Consider the following 21809-nt stretch of genomic DNA (forward strand, 5'->3'; position numbering starts at 1 on the left):
GTGTGAAGACTGAGGGCTTTTTTGCAGGTTACACGTTGACGCATTTTCCCTCACCCGATATAATTAAAAAAGAATCGAAACCGGATGAAAACGGAATAAATATAGAGGAGACCACGAAAAATGGCAGAAAATTTACAGATCAGACTGGCAGATCCCGGTGAGGCGGATCGTCTGGCAGAGATCGAGGCAATCTGTTTTCCACCTGCGGAGGCAGCAAGTCATGAGGAAGTTGTGAAGCGTATGGGAGCATTCCCGGAGAATTTCGTTGTAGCAGTAAAGGATGAGCAGATCGTAGGCTTTATCAACGGAGGAACCACAGATAAACCAGTACTCCCGGATGAATTTTATCATGATATCACGCTTCACAGAAAGGACGGGGACATCCAGACGGTATTCGGACTGAATGTGATCCCGGAATACCGTCATCAGGGGATCGCCGGAGAGCTTGTGGAATATTTCAAGGAGCTTGCGAAAGAGCGCGGAAAAAAAGCTCTGATCCTTACCTGCAAGGAGCATATGATCCCATTCTATGAGAGCCACGGACTGAAGAAGCTGGGTGTGGCAGATTCCTGTCATGGCGGAGCAACCTGGTATGATATGCAGATCTGGTTCTGAGAAATGAAGACAGTAACAGAAGAAAAAAGAAGAGTCAGCTGCAAAAACGAAGGTCAGCTGAATAAGAAACCAGAGGAAAAATAAATGAGAATACGAATGTACAATGTGGGGTTCGGAGACTGTTTCTGTATCCGTGACAGAAAAAGCAGCCTGCTTGTGGATTTCGGGGCAGCCAACAGCAAGATCGAAGGGCGGCCACGGAGAGAGGTTTTTGATGTGATCATCTCAGATCTTACCACTATCCGCAAAAAAAATCTGCTTCTGACACATTTTCATCCGGACCATGTTTCCGGATTGCTTTATATGATGCGTTACCGAAGAGATGCCTACGAATTTGAAAAGATCTATCTTCCGGATGTATTTTCCAGTCCGGAAATGAAATACACACTGGCGCTTCTGCTCCTTGCGGATGTGACAAAAAAGGCCAGCCTTCCCGGAAGACGTGTCAGCCTTTTTGCCCTTGCAGAAGCTCTTTGCGCCAGAAGGGTAAAGATCGACCTTTTATCCAGAGGCTCAGAGTTTGAGGGAAAATATACAGCGCTCTGGCCGGATCTCAGGGAAGTCAGCCGGGAAACGGAGGGCGTATTTAATTCCCTGATCGAGAATCATGAAAATGCAATGACCGAGCTTGTGAACATTGCGGAGGAGGTACGTCAGCTGTTCCTGTCCATGACAGAGGAGATGCCGGAAGCAGAGCAGAAATCTGCTCCACTGTCTGAGGCATCTTTGGTGGAAGAGGATACAGAGGAATCCGAGCGCTCTTTGACAGGACAGACAGAGCCTGGTGGGGAAAACGAAGGATATACGCAGGAGAAGCTGGAGCTTATAATGGAAGATACAGGCGCAGCAGCTGAGGATACAGCAGAGGTTCCGGAAGAAGCCGAAAAAGAGAGAGCACGTCGCCTTAAACCGGAAAAGCTGGAAAAGAAATTCCGTGAATTACAGGCAACCGAAGAATTTCAGGCACTTCTGGAAAGTGCGGAAAAACAGGGGCATTTTCTGCGTCAGTTCCGCCACAAGATCAGTCTGGCATTTCAGAATACTGGCGACGGAGAGCTGAATCTTCTGTTTACCGGAGATGTACAGCCACAGTACATGAGGATGATCGCAGAAAACTATGATGGGAGGATTCCGCTTCATGAGCATTACTGGTGTATCAAGGTACCACATCATGGTACGGAATCCCATTTCTTTGATTTCAGCAGCTTCTCCCCGGAGAATATGATGATCCCCAACGGAGCCTACTACGACAACAGCAAGAAGAAATCCAAGAATCAGCGCACTTCCATGCAGTATGGCGGTTTATTTTATATTAATGACGCGCATATGTATTGTTCCAACTGTGACTGCTGTGACAGCTATGAGAACGGATGCTCCTGCAGGGAGTATGATGTGATATCACCATCGTATTATAAAGATATCTGATCATGTTACAGATGGATTTCTGTTGAGTTATATACGATCCGGTCATTCATGCAGACAAAGAAGACGGTAATTTCTTTGTCTGCGTTTTTGTTAAAAAGACAGGATGTACATGTGGACAGAGGAAAAGAGATACAGGAGGAAAAGTTTTGAAACAGATCGCAGACCTGCACATACATTCCAGATATTCCATGGCAACCAGCAAAGATGGCACGCCGGAGATGCTGGATCTCTGGGCGCGGAAAAAAGGGATTACACTCCTTGGAACCGGAGATATGACACATCCCATCTGGCGGCAGGAGTTGAAGGCGAAGCTGATCCCTGCAGAACAGGGACTGTTCCGGCTGAAAGATGAATATGTTTTGCCGGAGGCGTCACGCTATCCTGAAAAAGCACCCAGATTTGTATTGTCCGGTGAGATCAGTTCCATCTATAAAAAAGGCGGAAAAACCAGGAAGGTGCACAGCTTGATCCTGCTTCCGGGATTCAATGAGGCAGATGCTTTTGCCGCAAGGCTGGAAAAGATCGGAAATATCCATTCAGACGGACGTCCTATCCTTGGCCTGCCCTGTCATGATCTTCTGGAGATCATGCTGGAAGTCAGTGAGGAAGGCATGTATATTCCGGCGCATATCTGGACGCCACATTTTTCCCTGTTTGGGGCAAAGTCCGGTTTTGATACCATAGAAGAGTGCTTTGAGGATCTGACTCCGTACATTCATGCACTGGAAACCGGACTGTCCTCAGATCCAGTGATGAACTGGCAGATTTCGGCGCTGGATGGATATCAGCTGGTATCACACTCTGATGCACATTCCCCGTCAAAACTTGGACGGGAAGCAGATCTTCTGGATATTGAGCTTTCCTACCGGGGCTTGTGGAATGCGGTGCAGAAGGGAGAAGGACTTACGGGCACCATCGAATTTTTTCCGGAAGAGGGAAAGTATCATTATGACGGACACCGGAAATGCGGCGTCTGCCTGAGCCCGAGAGAGGCAGAAAAGTATAATGGTATCTGTCCGGTGTGCGGAAAGAAACTGACCATGGGTGTGGATCACCGGATCCTGCAGTTATCTGACCGTGACGAGAGTTCAGCGGCCATGCCGGAAAGCGGCCGCCCATATGAAAGCCTGATGCCGCTGCCAGAGGTGATCTCCGCCTGCGTGGGATTTTCCACGGCAAGCAAAAAAGTTCAGGGACAGTACGAGGCTCTGCTTGAGAAACTAGGTGCAGAATTTACCATATTGAGAGAGGTTCCGCCGGAAGATATCCGAAAAGCCGGCGGAGAAGTTCTGGCGGAAGGCATCCGGCGGCTCCGTGCAGGAGAAGTGTTGCGGAAACCGGGATCTGACGGAGAATATGGAAAAATAGAATTGTTTTAAGCGAAGCAGGTAAGTCCTCTGCGGGATTGCGAATATCGGCTTGATCCAATTAAGAAAATTTCTGAAATGGTGTGAAAAGAAGCAGCTGTTAAATATTTATGTATTGTGAAGAGTATTGCCGGTCATAGCGTGAGCTGCAAAAGGTAAAAGGCGATAATGATAAAGGATTGGAGCAGGATAGAGATCATGAAAGAAAAAATCGGCATTATATCAGACACTCACGGTCTTTTGCGGCCGGAGGTACTGGAAATCTTAAAAGACTGCAAATACATTCTTCATGCCGGAGATGTCAATAAAGATGAGATCCTGGATGTACTGCGTTCCATGGGGAATCTCTATGTGGTCCGTGGAAATAATGATAAAGACTGGGCGGAAAATCTCCGCACCAGTCTAAGCTTTACCATTGGCGGCGTAAAATTTTTTATGGTTCATAACAAAAAAGACGTTGCGTGGGAGCTGGGGGACACACAGGTGGTCATCTTCGGGCATACTCACAAATATTTTGAGAAGATGATCGATGGCAGACTGTGGCTGAATCCGGGAAGCTGTGGAAGAAGCCGCTTTGGCGGAGAGGTTACCATGGCGGTGATGACTGTGGAGGATGGCAAATATCAGGTGGAAAAAATCATTTTGGCGGAAAATTCCAGGAAATGATCATAACCCTGTTTATAGATCCTTTTATGCAGAGCTGTTTCTGTAGATTACTGGAATACGCTGATGCATAAAAGGATTTTTTGTATTTTATTGGATACAATCCTTGTAATTTTGGATTTGTAGCGTATAATAAAAAAACGTTTAAAACAAAAGTGGTCTTACCACTTTTGAAAAATTCGTTTGAGCGCAGACTTTGAACGCAGCTGCGTTCATGAGTATGCAGTAAAGCAAAATGTGAATATGCGCTTTACATGAATCAGGAGGGATGCAACATGAAGCATGTGCAACAGTTCAGCATCATCCTGTTGATTTCCGTCATTGGAGAATTACTGAAAACCTTTCTTCCACTTCCGGTACCGGCCAGTGTCTATGGATTGATCATTATGCTGGTGGCTTTGCTCACAGGTATTCTGAAGCTGGATCAGGTCAAAGGTGCGGCAGATTTTCTGGTTGAGATCATGCCGGTGATGTTTGTGCCGGCTGGTGCGGGACTGATCACAGCCTGGAGTACTCTGAAACCGATCTGTGTACCGGTTCTCATCATGACGTTTATCAGCACGGTGATCGTAATGGTCGTAACAGGAAAAGTAACACAGGGAGTGATCCGTATGGGAAAGAGAGGAACTGAAAAATGATGGAATTCATAAAAAACTCCGCATTTTTCGGAGCAATGATAAGTCTGATCGCCTATGAGATCGGTCTGATCCTGAAAAAGAAGTTTAAAATGGCGATCTTTAATCCGCTTTTGATCTCGATCATCTGTGTTATTGGTGTTCTTTTGATCTTCCATATTGATTATGATGATTATAATGAAGGTGGAAAATATATCAGCTATCTGCTGACCCCGGCAACAGTCTGTCTGGCAGTGCCCCTTTATGAGCAGATCCATCTGCTGAAAAAAAATCTCAAGGCAGTGGCTGCCGGGATCTTTTCCGGAACGCTGGCCGGGCTTTGCAGCATTCTGCTTATGGCGAAATTGTTTGGCTTTGATCATCAGGAATATGTCACCATGCTTCCGAAGTCTATCACAACTGCTATCGGAATGGGTGTTTCCGAGGAGCTTGGCGGTATCGTGACCATCACCGTTGCTGTGATCATCATCACAGGAGTTCTGGGAAATATGATCGCAGAGGTTGTCTACAAGATCGCAAAGATCGAGGAGCCGATTGCAAGAGGTCTTGGACTTGGAACATCTGCCCATGCTATCGGAACAGCCAAAGCCATGGAGCTTGGCCCGGTAGAAGGAGCCATGAGCAGCCTTGCCATTGCCGTAGCCGGATTGCTTACGGTTATAGGTGCGTCTGTGTTTGCGGGAATGATGTAAAAGCAGATATCATAGGATTTCAAATGCCCTTTCAAAGTGTTACATTTTACAAGTCTGTCGTTTACGGCAGGCTTTTTTTGTGGATCTTAAAGACGAACATATTTTTGTATAAAATAAACAAATGTTCGGAAAAACCATATTTGTACCGTTTTATTGGACTAAAAATGAGCTATAATGCAAACATACAGAAAATATGTTTGGAAAATATGTTCGATAAATCGTGAGACGAACATAGGACAGGGAGGATGGATCTTATGTGGAATACAGAGAGCAGCAGGAAGGCAGTATTGGCAGAAGGAAGATATGTGGAAGCTGAGAACGGACATTGCGGCAGACAGAAGCTTTCCTCAGGAATGGCAATGGTACTGGGCGCACTTCTTACAATGGAGATCATGCTTGGCGGGGCGATGCTGTTTAATTTTGATTTCCGCGGAGCAGATATCGTTGCTGTTGTATTGTCATTCATGGTATTATATTTTGCAGTGGTAGCATCACTGACAGACAAGTAGCAGAACGGAGGAGAAAGGATGCCAAGGGTCTTTAACCAGAAGATTAAAATTTTATATCTGATGCGCATTTTTCTGGAGCAGACGGACGAAGAGCATCCGATGTCTGTGAAGGAGCTGATCGCCTATCTGAATAGTCTGGGGATCAGTGCAGAGCGTAAGACTGTCTATGATGATATTGAAACCCTGCGGAATTTTGGAATGGATATCCTGAACCGGCGGGAGCACCCGGCCGGTTTTTATCTTGCCAGTCGGGAATTTGAGCTTCCGGAGCTGAGACTTCTGGTGGATGCAGTACAGTCCTCCAGATGTATCACCAATGGGAAATCCCGACAGCTGATCAGGAAGCTGGAGAGCCTTGCCAGTGTTTATGAGTCCAGACAGCTGCGGCGACAGGGATTTGCAGAGAACCGTATCCGGACTATAAACGAGAATGTGTATTACAGTATTGATATGATCCAGCGTGCATTAACTGAGGACAGGCAGATTTCTTTTCAATATTGTGAATGGACTGTGGAGAAGAAGCTGCGTCCGGAGAATGAGGGAGAACGATATTCGGTCAGTCCCTGGGGACTTGTATGGCAGAATGAGGAATATTATCTGATCACTTACGACGAGAAGTGTGGAAGGGTTAAGCAGTATCAGGTAGATAAGCTCCAGCAGATCCGTATAGAGAAGGAGGTGCGACGCGGCAGAGAATTTTTTGAGAATTATGATATAGGGGAGCTGACATCCAGGACCTTCGGGATGTTTGGCGGCAGAGAAGTAACCATATGTCTGGAAGCACATAACCGCTTGGTCGGGGTGGTGCTGGATCGGTTTGGCAGAGATATTATGATACACAGGAAGGATCCTGAACATTTCAAAACACTGGTTCGTGTAAATATCAGTGACCAGTTCTTTGGCTGGATAGCCAGTCTTGGCCCGGATGCGGTGATCGCGTCACCGGATGAGGTTCGCGATAAGTACCGGGAATTTCTTGAGAAAAGTCTTTCTAATTACAAATGATAAATATATGATAAAGAAAATCTGTATATAATAAAGATTCAGGAAAATTCACTCCTGAGTCTGCAGGTTTTCAACAGAAATAATATATAAAAAAATAAATGAAAACAGACAAAAATGAGAAAAATCATATAATAGCTGTATCTGAAATATAAAAATAATATAGATAGCATATGTAAAAAAGATAATAGACATCGCGATGTTTAAGTGCTATAATGCTTTCGACTCTTAGGAGGGAATAAATTTTGCCATTTCAGGCAGAATACGGACGGTGAAGATATGACTGTAAAAGCAAGAATGCTGAAGCTTCTGGAGCAGCACGAGAACGAACTGATATCCGGAGAGGCGGCAGCAGCAGAACTAAACTGCACACGGGCAGCCATCTGGAAAGCTGTGAAATCCCTTCGTGAAGAGGGATATACCATAGAAGCTGGACCAAACAAAGGCTATGTGCTTCGAGGAGGCAGCCGTTTATCGGAAGAAGGAATACGGCTTTACCTCGATCATCCGGATGTCCCTGTAAAAATATACAGAGAACTGGATTCTACAAACCGGGCAGCCAAGGAGGCTGCATTTTCAGGAGAAGCAGGTCATGGTGCACTGATACTGGCGCGCAGACAGAAAAGCGGAAGAGGCCGAAGAGGCCGAAGTTTTTATTCTCCTGAAAATGCAGGACTTTATATGAGTATCGTTCTAAGACCTGACCGAACTCTGAAGGAAGGACTCCTGATCACTACAGCGGCGGCAACTGCAGTGTGCCGTGCAGTGAAGAAAATCTGCGGGATCGACCTTGGGATCAAATGGGTCAATGATCTGTATTTTCATAATAAGAAAGTGTGTGGGATACTGACAGAGGCTGTTACAGACTTTGAAAGCGGGAACATTGAGTTTGCAGTTGTAGGAATTGGTTTGAATCTGTATATGCCGGAAGATGGGTTTCCTGAAGATATACAGGAAACGGCTGGAGCATTATTTGAAAACAGGAATGACGCAGAGCATATAAACTGCAGTATTCTTGTGGCGGAGATCGTCAATCAGCTTCTCATGGAAGTGGAGACTCCGGGACTTTCCAGAGAATATACAGAAAATAATATCATTCCTGGAAACATGATCGTGATCACAGACGGACAGTGTACAAGGGAAGCTTATGCAGAATCCATAGCACCAGATGGAAGGCTTCTTGTGAGAGAACAGGATGGTTCAGAAACCCTGCTTTCTTATGGAGAAGTATCTGTACGCAGGAAGTAGGATCAAGGTTAATTGAAATGAATTGTATATTTTGTATAAAAAACAGATTCTTTTTTGTACAAAACAGGCAAAAATAATATTGACATTCTGGAAATGCGGAGTAAAATAAAGTCAACTACAAGGCGTGGTCATACCAATTATAAAAAGATACGATCAGCGCCAAGAGAAAAGGAGGGAGAAAAACGGGAGATTTATCAAGTACACTGGCAGAAGAACTAAACAGTAAGACAGCCTTTACCATTCCGGCGTTTGGTGGAATACCAATTGCAGAATGCGTGGTAGTCACATGGGTCATCATGGCGGTTCTTGTGATTCTGTCTCTGATCTTAGTTCGGAATCTCAGTGTGGAAAATCCGGGTAAGAAGCAGCTGCTTCTGGAGACCGGGGTAAGTTTTCTTCAGGATTTCTTCATGGGTATCCTTGGAGAAGAAGGCAAACAGTATGTGCCTTATTTGATGTCAACCGTAATTTACATCGGAATAGCCAATATCGCAGGCGTATTTGGTTTTACACCACCAACGAAGGACATGAATGTTACCATTGCGCTGGCGCTGATGAGCATTATTCTGATCGAGTATGCAGGCTTTCATAAAAGGGGACTGAAGGGTTTCCTGAAAAGCTTTGCGGAGCCGGTTCCGATCATGCTTCCGATCAACATTCTGGAAATAGCGATCAGACCTACATCTCTCTGCATGCGGTTGTTCGGTAATGTTCTGGGAAGCTTCGTAGTTATGAAGCTGCTGGAGTTTGTTTGTCCGGCCATTCTTCCCATACCATTCAGCCTGTATTTTGATTTCTTCGACGGATTCATACAGGCGTATGTATTTGTATTCTTAACATCCTTGTTCATTAAGGAAGCAATTGAGTAGTGAAGCGGAAGATCCGCTTGATCTAAAAATGAAAAAATTGTATTTTACAGGAGGAAAAAACTATGTTAATCGCAATTGGTGCAGCTATCGCAGTTCTTACAGGTATTGGAGCAGGTATTGGTATCGGTCTTGCAACATCTAAAGCAGTAGAAGCTATCGCAAGACAGCCAGAGGCAGAGAGCAAGATCAGTAAAGCACTTCTTCTTGGATGTGCTCTTGCAGAGGCAACAGCTATTTACGGTTTCGTAATCGGTCTTCTGATCATCATCATGCTTGGCTAATAGGTAAAGACGAGATACTAATTCAGGATTAAGAGAGGCAGGTGGACCAGGTGATTAAAATTGATATCAACCTTGTCTTTACTATTATAAACCTGATCGTTCTTTATCTTTTAATGAAGAAGTTCCTTTTCGGCCCGATCATTGGTGTTATGGAGAAGAGAAAAGCTATGATCGATGAGCAGTTTGCTTCAGCAGAGAAGACAACCACTGAAGCAAACCAGCTGAAAGGACAGTATGAGGATGCACTGAAATCTGCGAAGGAGGAATCCTTCAGTATTGTAGAGCAGGCTAAGGACGAGGCAAAAGTACAGGCAGACAGCATCGTGAAGAGAGCTAATGATCAGGCTGGTCAGATTCTTGAGAAAGCAAGAAGAGATATCAGCACTGAGCAGGAAGCTGCTATGAAAGCGATGGAAGGCAAAGTGGCTGAGCTGGCAATGGATGCAGCATCCAGAATCATGGGAAAAAAGAACGACGAAGCACAGGATATGTCCCTATATGACCAGTTTTTAGAAGGAGCAGGTGATCCTCATGACAGAGACGTCCATTAATTATGCAAAAGCATTATACGGTCTTTCTGTCCCGGGGGAGGCAATCTGCGAAACAGGAAGGATTTTTAAGAATACACCTGAGATAGGTAAGATGCTTGAAAATCCACTTGTTTCCCTCAAAGAAAAAGAACAGGTAATAGAGCGGGTTTTTCCGCAGGAAATGAAGAGTTTTCTTAAAGTAACGTGTAAGTATCAGAAGATTGACAGAATCGGAGAGATCCTTGAAGCTTATGATGCTTACAGCCGGGAACAGAAAGGAATTCTCAAGGCAGAGCTTCTTTATGTAACACGTCCTGCCGAAGAGCAGGAAAATAAGATGAAGGAGTTTCTCCGTAGCCAGTTTTCTGCCAGAGAAGTGGAACTTACCCTTACAGAGGATAAAAGCCTTGTAGGTGGATTTGTTCTCAGGGCAGGAGATCGTGAGTACGACTGGAGCCTCATCGGACGTTATAAGAAACTGAAACAGAAATTAACCCGGAGGTGAAATTGAATTGGGTGCAATAAATCCAGATGAAATCATTTCGATTCTCAAGGAAGAAATAAAGAACTATGACGAAATCAGCAAGGACCAGGAAGTAGGCACTGTCATCTCCGTGGGAGATGGTATCGCAACTGTTTATGGCATCGATCATGCCATGTACGGTGAGGTCGTGACCTTCGAGAATGGTCTGAAAGGTATGGTACAGGATGTCCGTGCCAACAGCATGGGATGTATTCTTTTCGGAAAGGATACAGGAATCAAGGAAGGCACCAAAGTTGCCAGAACTGGCAAGCAGGCAGGTATTCCGGTAGGGGATAAATTTATCGGAAGAATCGTGAACGCACTTGGTGAGCCTATTGATGGAAAGGGAGAGATCCAGGCAGAGGAATACCGCCCGATCGAGAACCCGGCTCCTGGAATCATCGACCGTAAGTCTGTAACTGTACCTCTGGAAACAGGAATCCTTTCCATTGATTCCATGTTCCCGATCGGCCGTGGACAGCGAGAGCTGATCATCGGCGACAGACAGACAGGTAAAACATCCATCGCAACCGATACGATCATCAACCAGAAAGGTAAGGATGTGATCTGTATCTATGTTGCCATCGGACAGAAAGCTTCTACCGTTGCAAAGGTAGTTTCCAATCTTGAAAAATACGGTGCAATGGAGTATACAACCGTATTCTCCGCAACAGCCAGCGACTGTGCACCGCTTCAGTATATTGCTCCTTATGCTGGTACTGCTCTTGCAGAGTATTTCATGTATCAGGGTAAAGACGTACTGATCGTATATGATGATCTTTCCAAGCATGCAGTGGCATATCGTGCATTGTCACTTCTGCTTGAGCGTTCTCCGGGACGTGAGGCATATCCTGGTGACGTATTCTATCTTCATTCCAGACTTCTGGAGCGTTCCAGCCGTCTGAGTGAAGAGGCAGGCGGCGGATCCATTACGGCACTTCCGATCATCGAGACACAGGCCGGTGATGTATCTGCATACATTCCTACAAACGTAATTTCTATCACAGATGGTCAGATCTTCCTGGAAAGTGATCTGTTCTTCTCAGGTATGCGTCCGGCAGTCAATGTTGGTCTTTCCGTATCCCGTGTTGGTGGTGCTGCACAGACCAAGGCTATGAAGAAAGCTTCCGGTAGTGTACGTATCGACCTGGCACAGTACAGAGAGATGGAAGTGTTCACCCAGTTCAGTTCAGATCTGGATGAGGCTACAACTGCACAGCTGAAATACGGAAGCTGTCTGATGGAGCTTCTGAAACAGCCGCTCTGCAGCCCGTTAAGTCTTCATCAGCAGGTAATTACTCTCTGCGTTGCGACTCACAAGCTGATGGTAGATGTAGAAAAGAAAGAGATCAAGAAATATCAGAAGGATCTTCTGGAGTACTTTGATAATGTATATCCTGAGATCGGCAAAGAGATCGAGACTACAAAGCAGCTCTCTGATGAGCTTGTAGAGAAAATCGTAAAGGCGGCAGAAGAATTCAGAGATAAGAGCAGGTAGGTGTTGATATGGCAAATGCAAAAGAAATACAGACTCGTATGAAAAGCATTCAGGACACCATGAAGATCACCAATGCGATGTACATGATTTCTTCTTCCAAGATGCAGAAGGCCAAGAAGATCCTGCAGGACACGGAACCATATTTCTATAATATGCAGGCTGCCATTGCCAGGATCCTCCGTCATATGCCGGACATCCAGCATCCTTTCTTCAGTGAGCGTCATCTTGTTCCGAAGGATGAAAGAAAGGTAGGTACCATTGTCATTACAGGTGATAAAGGTATGGCTGGTGCATACAATCATAATGTACAGAAAATGACAGAAGATTTCATGGAAGAGGTACCGGGACATCACAAGCTGTATGTCCTTGGTATGGTAGGGCGTCAGTATTTCGGCAAGAGAGATGTGGATATGGACGGCGGTTTTCATTATACCGTGCAGAAGCCGACTATGCACAGAGCACGCCTTATCACGGAAGAGATCGTACGGGCATTTCTTGAAAGAGAGCTGGATGAAATTCACATTGTCTATACACAGATGCTGAATGCGATGGCAATGGAAAATGTGAATATGCAGCTTTTACCGCTGAAAAAGGCTGATTTTAAGTTGGGTCAGATCCCGGCAGATATTTATCAGGAGGAGATCGTGTTATCTCCGTCTGCAGATGTGCTTCTGGATACTATGATCCCCAACTACCTTACAGGTGTGATCTATGGATGTCTTGTAGAGGCATATGCCAGTGAGAACAGTGCGAGAATGACAGCAATGCAGTCCTCTACAGATAGTGCAAAGGCGATGCTGAAGGATCTTTCCATTCAGTATAATCGTGCACGTCAGGCTGCGATCACCCAGGAGATCACTGAGGTTATCAGCGGTGCTAAAGCACAAAAAAGGAAGTGATGACTATGAATAAAGGTAAGATCGTACAGGTTATGGGACCTGTTGTAGACGTTGTTTTTGAAGACGGACAGCTTCCGGATATCAAGGATGCCCTTGAAGTCGAGAACAACGGTAAGAGATGCGTTATGGAGGTGTCCCAGCACCTTGGAAATAATATCGTACGCTGCATCATGCTGGGAGCCAGCGAGGGCCTGCAGCGAGACAGAGAAGTAACAGCTACCGGAAGCGGTATCAAGGTTCCGGTTGGAGATAAAACACTTGGTCGTCTGTTCAACGTTCTTGGAGATACCGTAGATGGCGGTGATTCCCTGGACGGTGAAGAGCATTGGGTCATCCATCGTGATCCGCCTTCATTTGAAGAGCAGAAACCGGCAGTTGAGATCCTGGAAACAGGTATCAAGGTTATCGACCTTCTTGCTCCATATGCAAAAGGTGGTAAGATCGGTCTGTTCGGTGGTGCCGGTGTTGGTAAGACAGTCCTTATCCAGGAGCTGATCCAGAATATCGCTACCGAGCATGGTGGATATTCTATTTTCACCGGTGTCGGTGAGCGTTCCCGTGAGGGTAATGACCTTTGGACAGAGATGAAGGAATCCGGTGTTCTTGAAAAGACAGCCTTAGTGTTCGGACAGATGAACGAGCCGCCTGGAGCACGTATGCGTGTTGCTGAGACAGGACTTACCATGGCAGAGTATTTCCGTGATCAGGAGCACAGAGATGTACTTCTTTTCATTGATAATATCTTCCGTTTTGTACAGGCAGGATCTGAGGTTTCCGCTCTGCTTGGACGTATGCCGTCCGCAGTAGGATATCAGCCTACACTGGCAACTGAGATGGGTGAGCTTCAGGAGAGGATCGCATCTACCAAGGAAGGTTCTGTTACATCTGTACAGGCAGTATATGTACCGGCCGATGACTTAACTGACCCGGCTCCGGCAACAACATTTGCCCATCTGGATGCAACAACCGTTCTTTCCCGTAAGATCGTTGAGCAGGGTATTTATCCGGCCGTAGATCCGCTTGAGTCTACTTCCCGTATCCTGGAGGCAGATATTGTCGGTGAGGAACATTACGAGGTTGCACGTAGAGTACAGGAAATCCTTCAGAAATATAAAGAACTTCAGGACATCATTGCTATTCTTGGTATGGAGGAGCTCTCAGAGGAAGACAAGCAGACAGTATTCCGTGCAAGAAAGATCCAGAAGTTCCTTTCCCAGCCGTTCCATGTAGCTGAGAACTTCACCGGTATCAAAGGTAAATATGTACCTCTGAAAGAGACGATCCGCGGATTTAAGGCGATCATTGACGGCGAGATGGATGATTATCCGGAGAACGCATTCTTTAATGTTGGAACCATTGATGATGTAATTGCAAAAGCAAAAGCCGAGGAGAACCGGCAGTAAGGAGCAGCTATGAGTGAGACATTTGGCCTGGAAATATATGCCAGCAATAAACTGGCTTATGCAGGACGTGCTCAGAAGCTTATTATCCCGGCAGTGGATGGTGAGCAGGGATTTCTTGCCCATCATGCGAATGTTGTAGCTGCCATCATTCCCGGTGAGATGCGTTTTGAGGATGCTGACGGTAATGAGTATGTGTTTGCTGTGAGCAGCGGATTTGTTGAGATGATCAATAACCGTGCCAAGCTGTTCTGCCTCAGCGTAGAGAGTCCGGACGAGATTGATATCCGCCGTGCTCAGGAAGCAAAGGAACGTGCAGAAGAGCAGCTTCGTCAGAAACAGAGCATCCAGGAGTATCATATGAACCAGATGGCACTTGCGAGAGCGATGACACGTCTTAAGGTAACACATAAGCAGTAAATTTAAATCATATAAAAAGATCCATTGTCAGGAAACTGACAGTGGATCTTTTTTTCTCTGTTATTTTGTGGATGAATTAGAATCGGTATTTTCCGGATCAGCAATGGAAGAAGCTTCAGAAGCTGTATCTTTGTCTGAGTTATCAGAAGTATGAACAGGCTTTTCTGTCAGCTGCTGATATGGACGATAGGGTTCCCAGTAATGTTCATCTTTTGTTTCGGTTTCCTGTTTCAGTTTCTTTTTCTGCTGAGTAAGAAGATAAATACCTGCAGCAATGATACCTGTAGCAATGACGATCTGCGGAAGGCTGTTGCAGATATTGTATACATAGTCGGCCATATTATTCGGTACAATGAAGTACAGAAGACTTGTGAAACGACTCCACAGGATGCAGATACCAAACAGGATCAGAACCCATGCAACTGCACTCTGATGCTTTTGTAAGAATTTTCCCATATCACCGGAAAACTGATCCATGTGAAGAATGTAATTATCCTCTACAGAGTAGAATTCTTCTTCTGACAGGGATTTCAGATTATGGACATTAAAAAAACTATAGAACCATATCACCGGGAGAAACATGGCCAGCCATCCAAGACCGGTTATGGATGCCAGTGCGATCGATCCCCAGAATAGCAGCATAATGCTAAGTCCCTGTTTTTTAAATCCCATGTACATTTCCCCGGCACCGGGGATCAGGGAAAAGATAAATACCCAGAAACCATGTTTTTGTTTTTTCATAAATTTACTTGCCTCCGTTTATAATTTTATTCGTAAGATCGTTCAGATTATTACTGATCTTCTGAGAATGTTCACTGAGCTGGGAACCTACCTGCATGGAAAGCTGGTTTAGGCCGGAACCAATGTCAAGGGATGAAGAAATCTTAACTTTTGTTTCCGGTGAAGGATGAAGAGCCGTAAAATCTGTCTGAGATACAGAAAAAAGCATGATCAGCGCAACACCCATGCCTACGGCAGTCCGTAAGCCTGCACAGAGAAGCTTCATCCAATAAGCAGTTTCATGTATTTTTCTGGAAGCCTGAACTTCCGGAGAAGCTGCTTTTTTCAGAATTTCATCCTGCAGATAGGATGGAGCATACTCAGAAGCGGCATCCTCATTCTGAAGAAGTTCATCCAGACAGAAGTCACATTGCTCCATATGCTCCAGAAAATGGATCATTTCATCCGTATTCATGGTTCCGTCCTGGAATTTCTGTAATTCATCTTGTGGTATGTGCATCTAATCACTCCTTTCCAGCAGTGCTTTCAGCATAGATCTGGACCGGTAGATCTGCGTCTGGACTGTTTTGATATTTTTATTCTGCGCTTTTGCAATTTCTGCGGCGGTTTTTTCTTCGCAGAAATGCTCAAGGGCAACCTCCCTGTAGGGGCTTTTCAGCGCTGTACATAAATGCCGGATCCGATCCTTGAAATCTTTGTCCAGAAATGCCTCCTCCGGGGAAAACTCTTTATCATGGAGCTGTTCAAAATAGGTGTCCTCTGTGGGAATGGTACGTCTGCCGGCTGCTTTCAGATGATCCAGACATTTTCTGACTGCGATCTTGCTGAGCCAGGCTTTTTCGTAGGTGCCATCAAAACGGGAGAGATTTTTGTAGGCGGAAAGAAAAACATCCTGTGTCAGATCCTCGGCGTCAAAGGGATTGCCCACCGATTTCAGACAAATGGAAAATATTAAGTTTTGGTATGTATGTATCAGATATTCCAGATATTCTTCCCGTGTAATGCAATCAGCTCCCTTCTCTTCCCGCTTCATTTATTATAACGCGGAACCTGAAGGAAAGCCTTCAGCTTTTATAGAAAAATATGTAAATCATTGGATAAATGCCGTTTTTATATAGCGGGGAGAGAAAATTTGGTCTATACTATAAGTCGTCAAAGCAGAGATGCAGAAAGGATGAGACAAATGACAGAGACGAAACGTTTATATTATGAAGATGTATATAAAAAAGAATTTACAGCCAAAGTCCTGGAGTGCAGAGAAGCAAAAAAAGGTTTTCATATCATTCTGGATGAGAGCGCTTTTTACCCGGAGGGCGGTGGACAGCCAAGCGATACCGGATATCTCAACGATGTGAAAGTAAAGGAAGTGCATGAAAAGGAGGGAGAACTTCTTCATTATACAGATCAGCCGATGGAAGCCGGAACAGAAGTACAGGGACGCATCGATTGGGCAAGAAGATTTGATCTGATGCAGCAGCATTCCGGTGAGCATATGGTGAGCGGACTGATCCATGAGGCTTACGGATATGATAATGTAGGCTTTCATATGGGAAGCGATACCATTACCATAGATCTGAATGGCCCGTTGGATGAGGCGCAGCTTGCTGAGATCGAGCGGAAAACAAACCAAAAGATATGGGAAGATACGCAGATAAAGATCATATATCCTACAGCTGAGGAACTGGAAAAGATCGATTATCGAAGCAAAAAAGAGCTCACCGGTCAGGTGCGGATCGTAGAATTTCCAGGGGTGGATATCTGTGCATGCTGCGGAACTCATGTGACACATACCGGAGAGATCGGAATGGTGAAACTTCTTTCCGTGGAAAAATTTCGTGAAGGTGTCCGTATTGAGATGATCTGCGGAAAACGTGTGCTGGATTATCTGAACATGGTCAATGACCAGAACCACCAGATTTCTGTAAAGCTTTCCGCAAAAATGGATAAGACTGCGCAGGCAGTGGAACGCCTTCAGGAAGAGAATTTCCGACTGAAAGGACAGGTTGGGCAGCTGGTAGACGACATGTGCCGGAAAGAGGCAGAGCGTTATGCAGGAAGCGGAAGCGTTCTCATCTTTATGGATGGAATGGATGCAGACAGTGTGCGGAAGCTTGCAGACGCCGTGACACAGACCTGCCAGGGCTGCTGTGCGGTTTTTTCCGGAAATGCAGACGGAAGCTACAAGTATGCAATAGGTGAAAAAGATGGCGATCTCCGTCAGTTTACAAAAGAGATGAATGCGAAATTAAACGGACGCGGAGGCGGAAAGCCGTTCTTTGTACAGGGATCGGTGCAGGCATCTGAGAAAGAGATCCGAAACTTTTTTGAACAGTGATGAAAATGTTTGGGGAATGTCATGCACATATATTTCTCAATGGCTATGATTACCGGAAAGCCGTTGAGACACAGAAAAACGGGCCCCGGGATACACTGATCCGTGCTCATTTTGAGGAATACCGGAAAAGAGGAATCCGTTTTGTGAGAGACGGAGGAGATCATTACGGTGTGTCAAAACGGGCTGCCAGACTGGCCCCGGAATATGAAATTGACTATCGCACACCGGTTTTTGCCATTTATAAAGAGGGTCATTACGGGAAGATCGTTGGAAAAAGCTTTTCAGACATGAAGGAATATCACAGAAGAGTTCTGGAAGCTGCCGCTGAAGGTGCGGATTTTATCAAGATCATGACTACAGGGCTTCTGGATTTTGCAGATCACGGGAAAATTACGGGAACGCCGCTTTCAGCAACGGATGTGAAAGAAATGGTACATATTGCTCATGAAGAGGGATTTGCCGTGATGAGCCATACAAATGGATGCTATGGCGTACAGGCAGCAGTGGAGGCTGGTGTTGACAGTATTGAGCATGGGAACTATATGGATGATGAGACGATTTCCATGCTGGCAGACAGCGAAAGCGTGTGGGTTCCGACACTTGTAACTGTGCGGAATCTTAAAGGCTGCGGCAGATTTGAAGATACGATCCTTGCATCTATTATAAAGACAGGCGAGCAGAATCTGAAGAAAGCTTTTGAAAAGAAGGTTCATGTGGCAGTAGGAAGCGATGCCGGTGCATATCAGGTTCTTCACGGCCAGGGTGTACAGGATGAAAGCAGAGCTTTTTTTGATATACTGGGTGATACGCAGGCAGTACGAAGCTGGATGGAAGATGGAGAAAAAAGGATCCGTACCATCTTCCGTCACGGGTCTTCGAATTTAATACAGGTATAAATATTGGAGGTGCGTGATTTCGCAGGGTTGAAAGTAACCCGGAGATCGGCACCTTCTTCCATTCCGCTTGAGGAAAGGTCCGGAACGTTTTCACGGCTGCAGAGGATCTTTACGCCGTCGTATGTCTGGAGCAGCACGGTATTGGCGGTTGTGCCCAGGATCGTGCCGGTTACAGTAGAAGTAATGTTGCGTACTGAAAGTATGTCCGGATCCTCCCCGGTGATTCCACGGATCTTCATGCCGCTGGTGGATTCACCATTAAATTTACCGGTATAGATAATGTTTACATAAGATCCCGGAGCCATTCCTCCTTTGAAATATACAGGGGCGGAGGAAAGTGAAACTGTCAGTTCCGATCCTGTGGCCTGCGGGATGACAGTCATTGTGCTGGTGCTGACACTTACGATCTTTGCACGGAGATGCTGTTCTTTTTTCTTTGGTTCAGGGGAAGGCGTAGGAGTTGCTGCAGGTACTTTCAGTGGATCCGTATCGGAGACACTGATCACTTTTGTGAAACTGCCGTCATACTGTTTGTCATCCACGAGTGTTTCGTTGATGAATTTACCGCGAAAATGGACATAGACCCACTTGCCGGCCTTGATGCCTTTTTTGTAGTATTGTCTGACACCGGTGACAGGGAAGGTTACGGTATTTCCCTTTTCTGTAACTATCACAAGGGCATTGGAGGTGAGTGATTTCACTTTGCCCTTTAAAGTGCGGTCCTCCAGAGGAGTTTCATTATGATATTTGTCGGTTATTTTGATGGGGGAAATGGTGCTGATATCCGTTCCGGAAAGCTGTCCCTGGTAGATCACACTGACCTGATCACTGGATACAACGCCGTATTTGCATTCAAGCCTTGTCTGGGAAACATCAAATACATAGGTTTCTCCATTGCTGGAAATCGTCAGATGTGTACCGTCAAAATCCAGCAGTGTGCCGGTAAGCTCATCTATATAAACACGTTCTTCCGTGGAAGGCTCCTGATCTTCCTGTTCTGTGGAATCTGAAGCAGTAACGTCTGAAATTTTATCCTGAAGAGAAATAATATGATCATCGATCTGATCATTGCTGCAGCCTCCCGCAAAAAGGGAAAGGCCGAGAATCATACATGCAGCAGACAGTTTTTTCATTTGTGTCCTCCGACCCGGGATAACGGTCAGTCCTGTTTATCTGTAAGATCATGGGTTTCCGACGCCGGTATAAAGTCAAAGATCTGGCGGAAAGAATCCCATTGCTCACGGCTGTCGATTCCATGGTTGATCAGACCCGTGCATTCAGTACAGGCATTGGTATCCAGATAATTATCGTAATAAATATGATAGGGATTTTGGGTGTTTTTTTCCTGCGGATCGTTCATCGGATCAGTCTCCTTATTGATTGATAAGGATCAGTATATGAAGGCAGGAAAGATTTTATACATATTAAGGGTATTATAGCAAAAAGATTTTTTGATTTCTACAGGGATTTACGGAAAATCCATGCATTTACTGAAAACGTGTTCCTACAGGCTGAACACGGAACCAGTAGGTATAGGAATACTGAAATCCAAGAGAGCTGTAAAGCTTTTCTGCGGAAGTATTGTTTTTTACCACCTGAAGATAAGCGTGGCTGGCGCCTCTTTTTTTGCCCTCATTGAGAAGACCGGTACAGATCTGACGGGCATATCCTCTGCGGCGATAATCTTCACGCACATGAATGGCATAGATACCGATGTAGTCGCGATCCAGGATTCCAAGACCTGTGGCAATGATCTCGCCGTTTTTTGTTATGGAAGCGCAGACAGTTTCCTTAAGAATGGCACGGTACATGGAAGGAACGACGCTTCGATGGATCGGATTTGTAGTTCTTTTCAAGTCAAAAAGGCTGTGGATCCAGAAATCAGGAATTTCATTGGAAAAAAGCACATCGGTGACAGACGCATCCAGAACGGCATTGTCCAGGTCTACAGTCATAACATTTGTTATGTGCTGAACGGAATAGCCCCTGTTTTCCAGCATATAGTCAAAATCCGGGGATACAAGGGGGCTGATCTTAAAGATCGCAGGAGTTCCCAGACGCTTATAGACCTGTTCGCAGTAGGGGATTTTTTCGCGCCATGGAAGTGTGGAGGTTCCGAACTGTTCCACACTGTTGGTCCTGTGCGTATAGAAATAAGAAAAACGTAAGATCCATCCGTCATAAAGTTCCATTTTATGGGAAGGCCATGCGTTCAGTGACATATCTTCGATTTTTTTGATCGTTGTTTCCATAGTATTACCTTTCTGATATGATCAATTTATAAAGTTTATCTGCCAGGATCTGATGCCCCTGTGGTGTGAGATGGATACCGTCAGAAGTTATTGATGCAGGCCCGGACCGTGCAGCTTCCTGATCCAGATCGTTCTGCAGCGGGAGAAAAACGGCGCCATGATCCTGACTGATCTTTTTAATATGCACGGACATCTGTGAAAGAAGGGGAGCCCAGGAAGCGTAGCAGCGTGGCCATGGAAAAACAAAGGGTTCCAGGAAATAGAGCTTTCGTTTCCGGGAGTTTGTGCAGGATAGCTTTTTTGCAAGGAGCTCATAACGGGTGACAAATTTGTTCATCAGATCCTGCTGTTGTGCAGATGAACGGCGGGTGTTCATCATGATCCCCACATCATTGATCCCGATCAGGACGGTAACAATATCCGGATCAGAGCTTTCCAGCCAGAAATCTGTGTTCTGAAGAAGCCGTTCCAGGGTGAAACCATCAATACCTCTGTTTTCAATGGAAAATCGGTGATCTGTGTTATGAAGCAGACAGGAGAGCTGCTTCACATATCCTTTTCCAAGAGGATCTGCGGAGAAAAGCCGTCCGCAATCTGTGATACTGTCTCCGAGACACAAAATGCGAGTCATCCAATTCCTTCTTTCTGTTATACCGGGCGGATCATTATCCGCAGTCGATTATTTTCGTATTGGTGCTTTGATAGTAGCACTTACACCAGCAGTGGTCAAGAGTACGAAATACCGGAAAATGGGTAAAAAACGAATAAACGTGAAAAACATGAAAATTTTTTTAAAAAATTAAAAAAAGTACTTGCATTTTGAAAGAAAGTGTTATATACTAACGAAGTCGGTTGAGGGAAACAACAAAAAACGAAATCAAACGACAGAAACAAAAGAATATGGCCAGTTGGTCAAGGGGCTAAGACGCCGCCCTCTCACGGCGGAAACACGGGTTCGATTCCCGTACTGGCTATTAACTGAAAGCAATCAGAACATGTTTCTGGTTGC

Annotated in this window: 25 protein-coding genes, 1 tRNA gene and 1 pseudogene; 20 read left to right on the forward strand and 7 right to left on the reverse strand. The window is 45.3% G+C overall.

Going from position 1 to position 21809, the window contains the following annotated elements; genetic code table 11:
• Positions 1 to 120: 120 nt before the first annotated feature.
• From CCC17_RS08400 to atpC, 17 genes and pseudogenes are all read left to right on the forward strand, one after another.
• The gene (locus CCC17_RS08400; protein ID WP_118368486.1) at positions 121 to 615 is read left to right on the forward strand and encodes a GNAT family N-acetyltransferase; all 495 of its coding nucleotides are present in this window, start codon (positions 121 to 123) and stop codon (positions 613 to 615) included.
• A gap of 84 nt (positions 616 to 699) precedes the next feature.
• Positions 700 to 2040, forward strand: coding sequence for an MBL fold metallo-hydrolase (locus CCC17_RS08405; protein ID WP_243164923.1), 1341 nt, complete (start codon positions 700 to 702; stop codon positions 2038 to 2040).
• 188 nt (positions 2041 to 2228) lie between these two features.
• Positions 2229 to 3416 (forward strand): annotated as a pseudogene (locus CCC17_RS08410) (endonuclease Q family protein); the annotation flags it as partial.
• Between the two features lie 189 nt (positions 3417 to 3605).
• Entirely contained in the window at positions 3606 to 4073 is a 468-nt protein-coding gene (locus tag CCC17_RS08415; protein ID WP_022427149.1) for a metallophosphoesterase family protein, read from the forward strand.
• 272 nt (positions 4074 to 4345) lie between these two features.
• Positions 4346 to 4708, forward strand: a complete 363-nt coding sequence (locus tag CCC17_RS08420; protein WP_015525571.1) for a CidA/LrgA family protein — start codon at positions 4346 to 4348, stop codon at positions 4706 to 4708.
• Positions 4705 to 5397: an LrgB family protein gene (locus CCC17_RS08425; protein ID WP_110102746.1), complete on the forward strand. Its 693-nt coding sequence runs from the start codon at positions 4705 to 4707 to the stop codon at positions 5395 to 5397. The genes CCC17_RS08420 and CCC17_RS08425 overlap by 4 nt, the downstream gene beginning before the upstream one ends.
• Before the next feature lie 254 nt (positions 5398 to 5651).
• Entirely contained in the window at positions 5652 to 5906 is a 255-nt protein-coding gene (locus CCC17_RS08430) for a hypothetical protein (protein WP_059086214.1), read from the forward strand.
• An 18-nt stretch (positions 5907 to 5924) separates the two neighbouring features.
• Complete coding sequence (locus tag CCC17_RS08435; RefSeq protein ID WP_015525576.1) at positions 5925 to 6911, forward strand: helix-turn-helix transcriptional regulator; 987 nt, start codon at positions 5925 to 5927, stop codon at positions 6909 to 6911.
• 276 nt (positions 6912 to 7187) lie between these two features.
• On the forward strand, positions 7188 to 8156 hold the full coding sequence (locus CCC17_RS08440) for a biotin--[acetyl-CoA-carboxylase] ligase (RefSeq protein ID WP_287082927.1): 969 nt from the start codon (positions 7188 to 7190) through the stop codon (positions 8154 to 8156).
• Positions 8157 to 8359: 203 nt separating this feature from the next.
• Positions 8360 to 9025 (forward strand): F0F1 ATP synthase subunit A, encoded by a 666-nt coding sequence (locus tag CCC17_RS08445; RefSeq protein WP_084449196.1) that lies wholly within the window; start codon positions 8360 to 8362, stop codon positions 9023 to 9025.
• A gap of 62 nt (positions 9026 to 9087) precedes the next feature.
• Positions 9088 to 9306 (forward strand): ATP synthase F0 subunit C, encoded by a 219-nt coding sequence (gene atpE / locus CCC17_RS08450; protein WP_021652814.1) that lies wholly within the window; start codon positions 9088 to 9090, stop codon positions 9304 to 9306.
• 50 nt (positions 9307 to 9356) lie between these two features.
• On the forward strand, positions 9357 to 9857 hold the full coding sequence (gene atpF / locus CCC17_RS08455; RefSeq protein ID WP_022427145.1) for a F0F1 ATP synthase subunit B: 501 nt from the start codon (positions 9357 to 9359) through the stop codon (positions 9855 to 9857).
• Complete coding sequence (atpH, locus tag CCC17_RS08460; protein ID WP_015525579.1) at positions 9838 to 10341, forward strand: ATP synthase F1 subunit delta; 504 nt, start codon at positions 9838 to 9840, stop codon at positions 10339 to 10341. Before atpF ends, atpH begins: the two co-directional genes overlap by 20 nt.
• Positions 10342 to 10348: 7 nt before the next feature.
• Positions 10349 to 11857, forward strand: a complete 1509-nt coding sequence (gene atpA, locus CCC17_RS08465) for a F0F1 ATP synthase subunit alpha (protein ID WP_021652816.1) — start codon at positions 10349 to 10351, stop codon at positions 11855 to 11857.
• 8 nt (positions 11858 to 11865) lie between these two features.
• Entirely contained in the window at positions 11866 to 12756 is an 891-nt protein-coding gene (gene atpG, locus CCC17_RS08470; RefSeq protein WP_161209138.1) for an ATP synthase F1 subunit gamma, read from the forward strand.
• Positions 12757 to 12761: 5 nt separating this feature from the next.
• Entirely contained in the window at positions 12762 to 14159 is a 1398-nt protein-coding gene (gene atpD / locus CCC17_RS08475) for a F0F1 ATP synthase subunit beta (RefSeq protein ID WP_015525581.1), read from the forward strand.
• A 9-nt stretch (positions 14160 to 14168) separates the two neighbouring features.
• Positions 14169 to 14576, forward strand: coding sequence for an ATP synthase F1 subunit epsilon (gene atpC / locus CCC17_RS08480; RefSeq protein WP_015525582.1), 408 nt, complete (start codon positions 14169 to 14171; stop codon positions 14574 to 14576).
• A 60-nt stretch (positions 14577 to 14636) separates the two neighbouring features.
• Here atpC and CCC17_RS08485 read toward each other — a convergent pair whose 3' ends face one another.
• From CCC17_RS08485 to CCC17_RS08495, 3 genes are read right to left on the reverse strand one after another with little or no spacing between them, the layout of a single operon-like run.
• Entirely contained in the window at positions 14637 to 15317 is a 681-nt protein-coding gene (locus CCC17_RS08485; protein ID WP_161209136.1) for a hypothetical protein, read from the reverse strand.
• Positions 15318 to 15321: 4 nt separating this feature from the next.
• Positions 15322 to 15816 carry a hypothetical protein gene (locus tag CCC17_RS08490; RefSeq protein WP_022427141.1) on the reverse strand — a complete coding sequence of 165 codons (495 nt, stop codon included), beginning with the start codon at positions 15814 to 15816 and terminating at the stop codon, positions 15322 to 15324.
• On the reverse strand, positions 15817 to 16350 hold the full coding sequence (locus CCC17_RS08495) for an RNA polymerase sigma factor (protein ID WP_287082928.1): 534 nt from the start codon (positions 16348 to 16350) through the stop codon (positions 15817 to 15819).
• A 141-nt stretch (positions 16351 to 16491) separates the two neighbouring features.
• Here CCC17_RS08495 and CCC17_RS08500 point away from each other — a divergent pair, with 141 nt between their 5' ends.
• A complete protein-coding gene (locus CCC17_RS08500) occupies positions 16492 to 17652 on the forward strand; it encodes an alanyl-tRNA editing protein (RefSeq protein WP_129975095.1) in 1161 nt (386 codons plus the stop codon).
• 5 nt (positions 17653 to 17657) lie between these two features.
• A complete protein-coding gene (locus CCC17_RS08505) occupies positions 17658 to 18548 on the forward strand; it encodes an amidohydrolase family protein (protein ID WP_287082930.1) in 891 nt (296 codons plus the stop codon).
• Here the strand turns inward: CCC17_RS08505 and CCC17_RS08510 are convergent.
• The 4 genes from CCC17_RS08510 to CCC17_RS08525 all read right to left on the reverse strand — a co-directional run bounded on the left by CCC17_RS08510 (position 18518) and on the right by CCC17_RS08525 (position 21431).
• On the reverse strand, positions 18518 to 19681 hold the full coding sequence (locus CCC17_RS08510; protein WP_129975090.1) for a hypothetical protein: 1164 nt from the start codon (positions 19679 to 19681) through the stop codon (positions 18518 to 18520). The two genes, CCC17_RS08505 and CCC17_RS08510, sit on opposite strands and share 31 nt — an antisense overlap.
• A gap of 26 nt (positions 19682 to 19707) precedes the next feature.
• The gene (locus CCC17_RS08515; protein WP_021652824.1) at positions 19708 to 19908 is read right to left on the reverse strand and encodes a hypothetical protein; all 201 of its coding nucleotides are present in this window, start codon (positions 19906 to 19908) and stop codon (positions 19708 to 19710) included.
• A 127-nt stretch (positions 19909 to 20035) separates the two neighbouring features.
• Positions 20036 to 20800, reverse strand: coding sequence for a GNAT family N-acetyltransferase (locus CCC17_RS08520; RefSeq protein ID WP_015525590.1), 765 nt, complete (start codon positions 20798 to 20800; stop codon positions 20036 to 20038).
• A gap of 4 nt (positions 20801 to 20804) precedes the next feature.
• Positions 20805 to 21431, reverse strand: a complete 627-nt coding sequence (locus CCC17_RS08525; protein ID WP_021652827.1) for an SGNH/GDSL hydrolase family protein — start codon at positions 21429 to 21431, stop codon at positions 20805 to 20807.
• A 271-nt stretch (positions 21432 to 21702) separates the two neighbouring features.
• On the opposite strand from CCC17_RS08525, the gene CCC17_RS08530 reads away from it, so the two are divergent.
• Positions 21703 to 21774 (forward strand) — tRNA-Glu (locus CCC17_RS08530).
• Positions 21775 to 21809 lie beyond the last annotated feature (35 nt).

Source organism: Blautia sp. LMAG:36 (assembly GCF_008680535.1).
GTDB classification, from domain to species: domain Bacteria; phylum Bacillota; class Clostridia; order Lachnospirales; family Lachnospiraceae; genus Blautia_A; species Blautia_A fusiformis.

Excerpts from the sequence above, each read along its gene's own strand:
- CCC17_RS08420 (WP_015525571.1), top strand. The coding sequence starts at position 4,346 with ATGAAGCATGTGCAACAGTTCAGCATCATCCTGTTGATTTCCGTCATT.
- CCC17_RS08485 (WP_161209136.1), bottom strand. The coding sequence starts at position 15,317 with ATGAAAAAACAAAAACATGGTTTCTGGGTATTTATCTTTTCCCTGATC.
- CCC17_RS08525 (WP_021652827.1), bottom strand. The coding sequence starts at position 21,431 with ATGACTCGCATTTTGTGTCTCGGAGACAGTATCACAGATTGCGGACGG.
- atpD (WP_015525581.1), top strand. The coding sequence starts at position 12,762 with ATGAATAAAGGTAAGATCGTACAGGTTATGGGACCTGTTGTAGACGTT.
- CCC17_RS08405 (WP_243164923.1), top strand. The coding sequence starts at position 700 with ATGAGAATACGAATGTACAATGTGGGGTTCGGAGACTGTTTCTGTATC.
- CCC17_RS08495 (WP_287082928.1), bottom strand. The coding sequence starts at position 16,350 with ATGAAGCGGGAAGAGAAGGGAGCTGATTGCATTACACGGGAAGAATAT.
- CCC17_RS08500 (WP_129975095.1), top strand. The coding sequence starts at position 16,492 with ATGAGACAAATGACAGAGACGAAACGTTTATATTATGAAGATGTATAT.
- CCC17_RS08400 (WP_118368486.1), top strand. The coding sequence starts at position 121 with ATGGCAGAAAATTTACAGATCAGACTGGCAGATCCCGGTGAGGCGGAT.
- CCC17_RS08520 (WP_015525590.1), bottom strand. The coding sequence starts at position 20,800 with ATGGAAACAACGATCAAAAAAATCGAAGATATGTCACTGAACGCATGG.
- CCC17_RS08435 (WP_015525576.1), top strand. The coding sequence starts at position 5,925 with ATGCCAAGGGTCTTTAACCAGAAGATTAAAATTTTATATCTGATGCGC.
- CCC17_RS08505 (WP_287082930.1), top strand. The coding sequence starts at position 17,658 with ATGTTTGGGGAATGTCATGCACATATATTTCTCAATGGCTATGATTAC.
- atpE (WP_021652814.1), top strand. The coding sequence starts at position 9,088 with ATGTTAATCGCAATTGGTGCAGCTATCGCAGTTCTTACAGGTATTGGA.
- CCC17_RS08415 (WP_022427149.1), top strand. The coding sequence starts at position 3,606 with ATGAAAGAAAAAATCGGCATTATATCAGACACTCACGGTCTTTTGCGG.
- CCC17_RS08515 (WP_021652824.1), bottom strand. The coding sequence starts at position 19,908 with ATGAACGATCCGCAGGAAAAAAACACCCAAAATCCCTATCATATTTAT.
- atpG (WP_161209138.1), top strand. The coding sequence starts at position 11,866 with ATGGCAAATGCAAAAGAAATACAGACTCGTATGAAAAGCATTCAGGAC.
- atpC (WP_015525582.1), top strand. The coding sequence starts at position 14,169 with ATGAGTGAGACATTTGGCCTGGAAATATATGCCAGCAATAAACTGGCT.
- CCC17_RS08440 (WP_287082927.1), top strand. The coding sequence starts at position 7,188 with ATGACTGTAAAAGCAAGAATGCTGAAGCTTCTGGAGCAGCACGAGAAC.
- CCC17_RS08510 (WP_129975090.1), bottom strand. The coding sequence starts at position 19,681 with ATGAAAAAACTGTCTGCTGCATGTATGATTCTCGGCCTTTCCCTTTTT.
- CCC17_RS08430 (WP_059086214.1), top strand. The coding sequence starts at position 5,652 with ATGTGGAATACAGAGAGCAGCAGGAAGGCAGTATTGGCAGAAGGAAGA.
- atpH (WP_015525579.1), top strand. The coding sequence starts at position 9,838 with ATGACAGAGACGTCCATTAATTATGCAAAAGCATTATACGGTCTTTCT.
- CCC17_RS08490 (WP_022427141.1), bottom strand. The coding sequence starts at position 15,816 with ATGCACATACCACAAGATGAATTACAGAAATTCCAGGACGGAACCATG.
- CCC17_RS08425 (WP_110102746.1), top strand. The coding sequence starts at position 4,705 with ATGATGGAATTCATAAAAAACTCCGCATTTTTCGGAGCAATGATAAGT.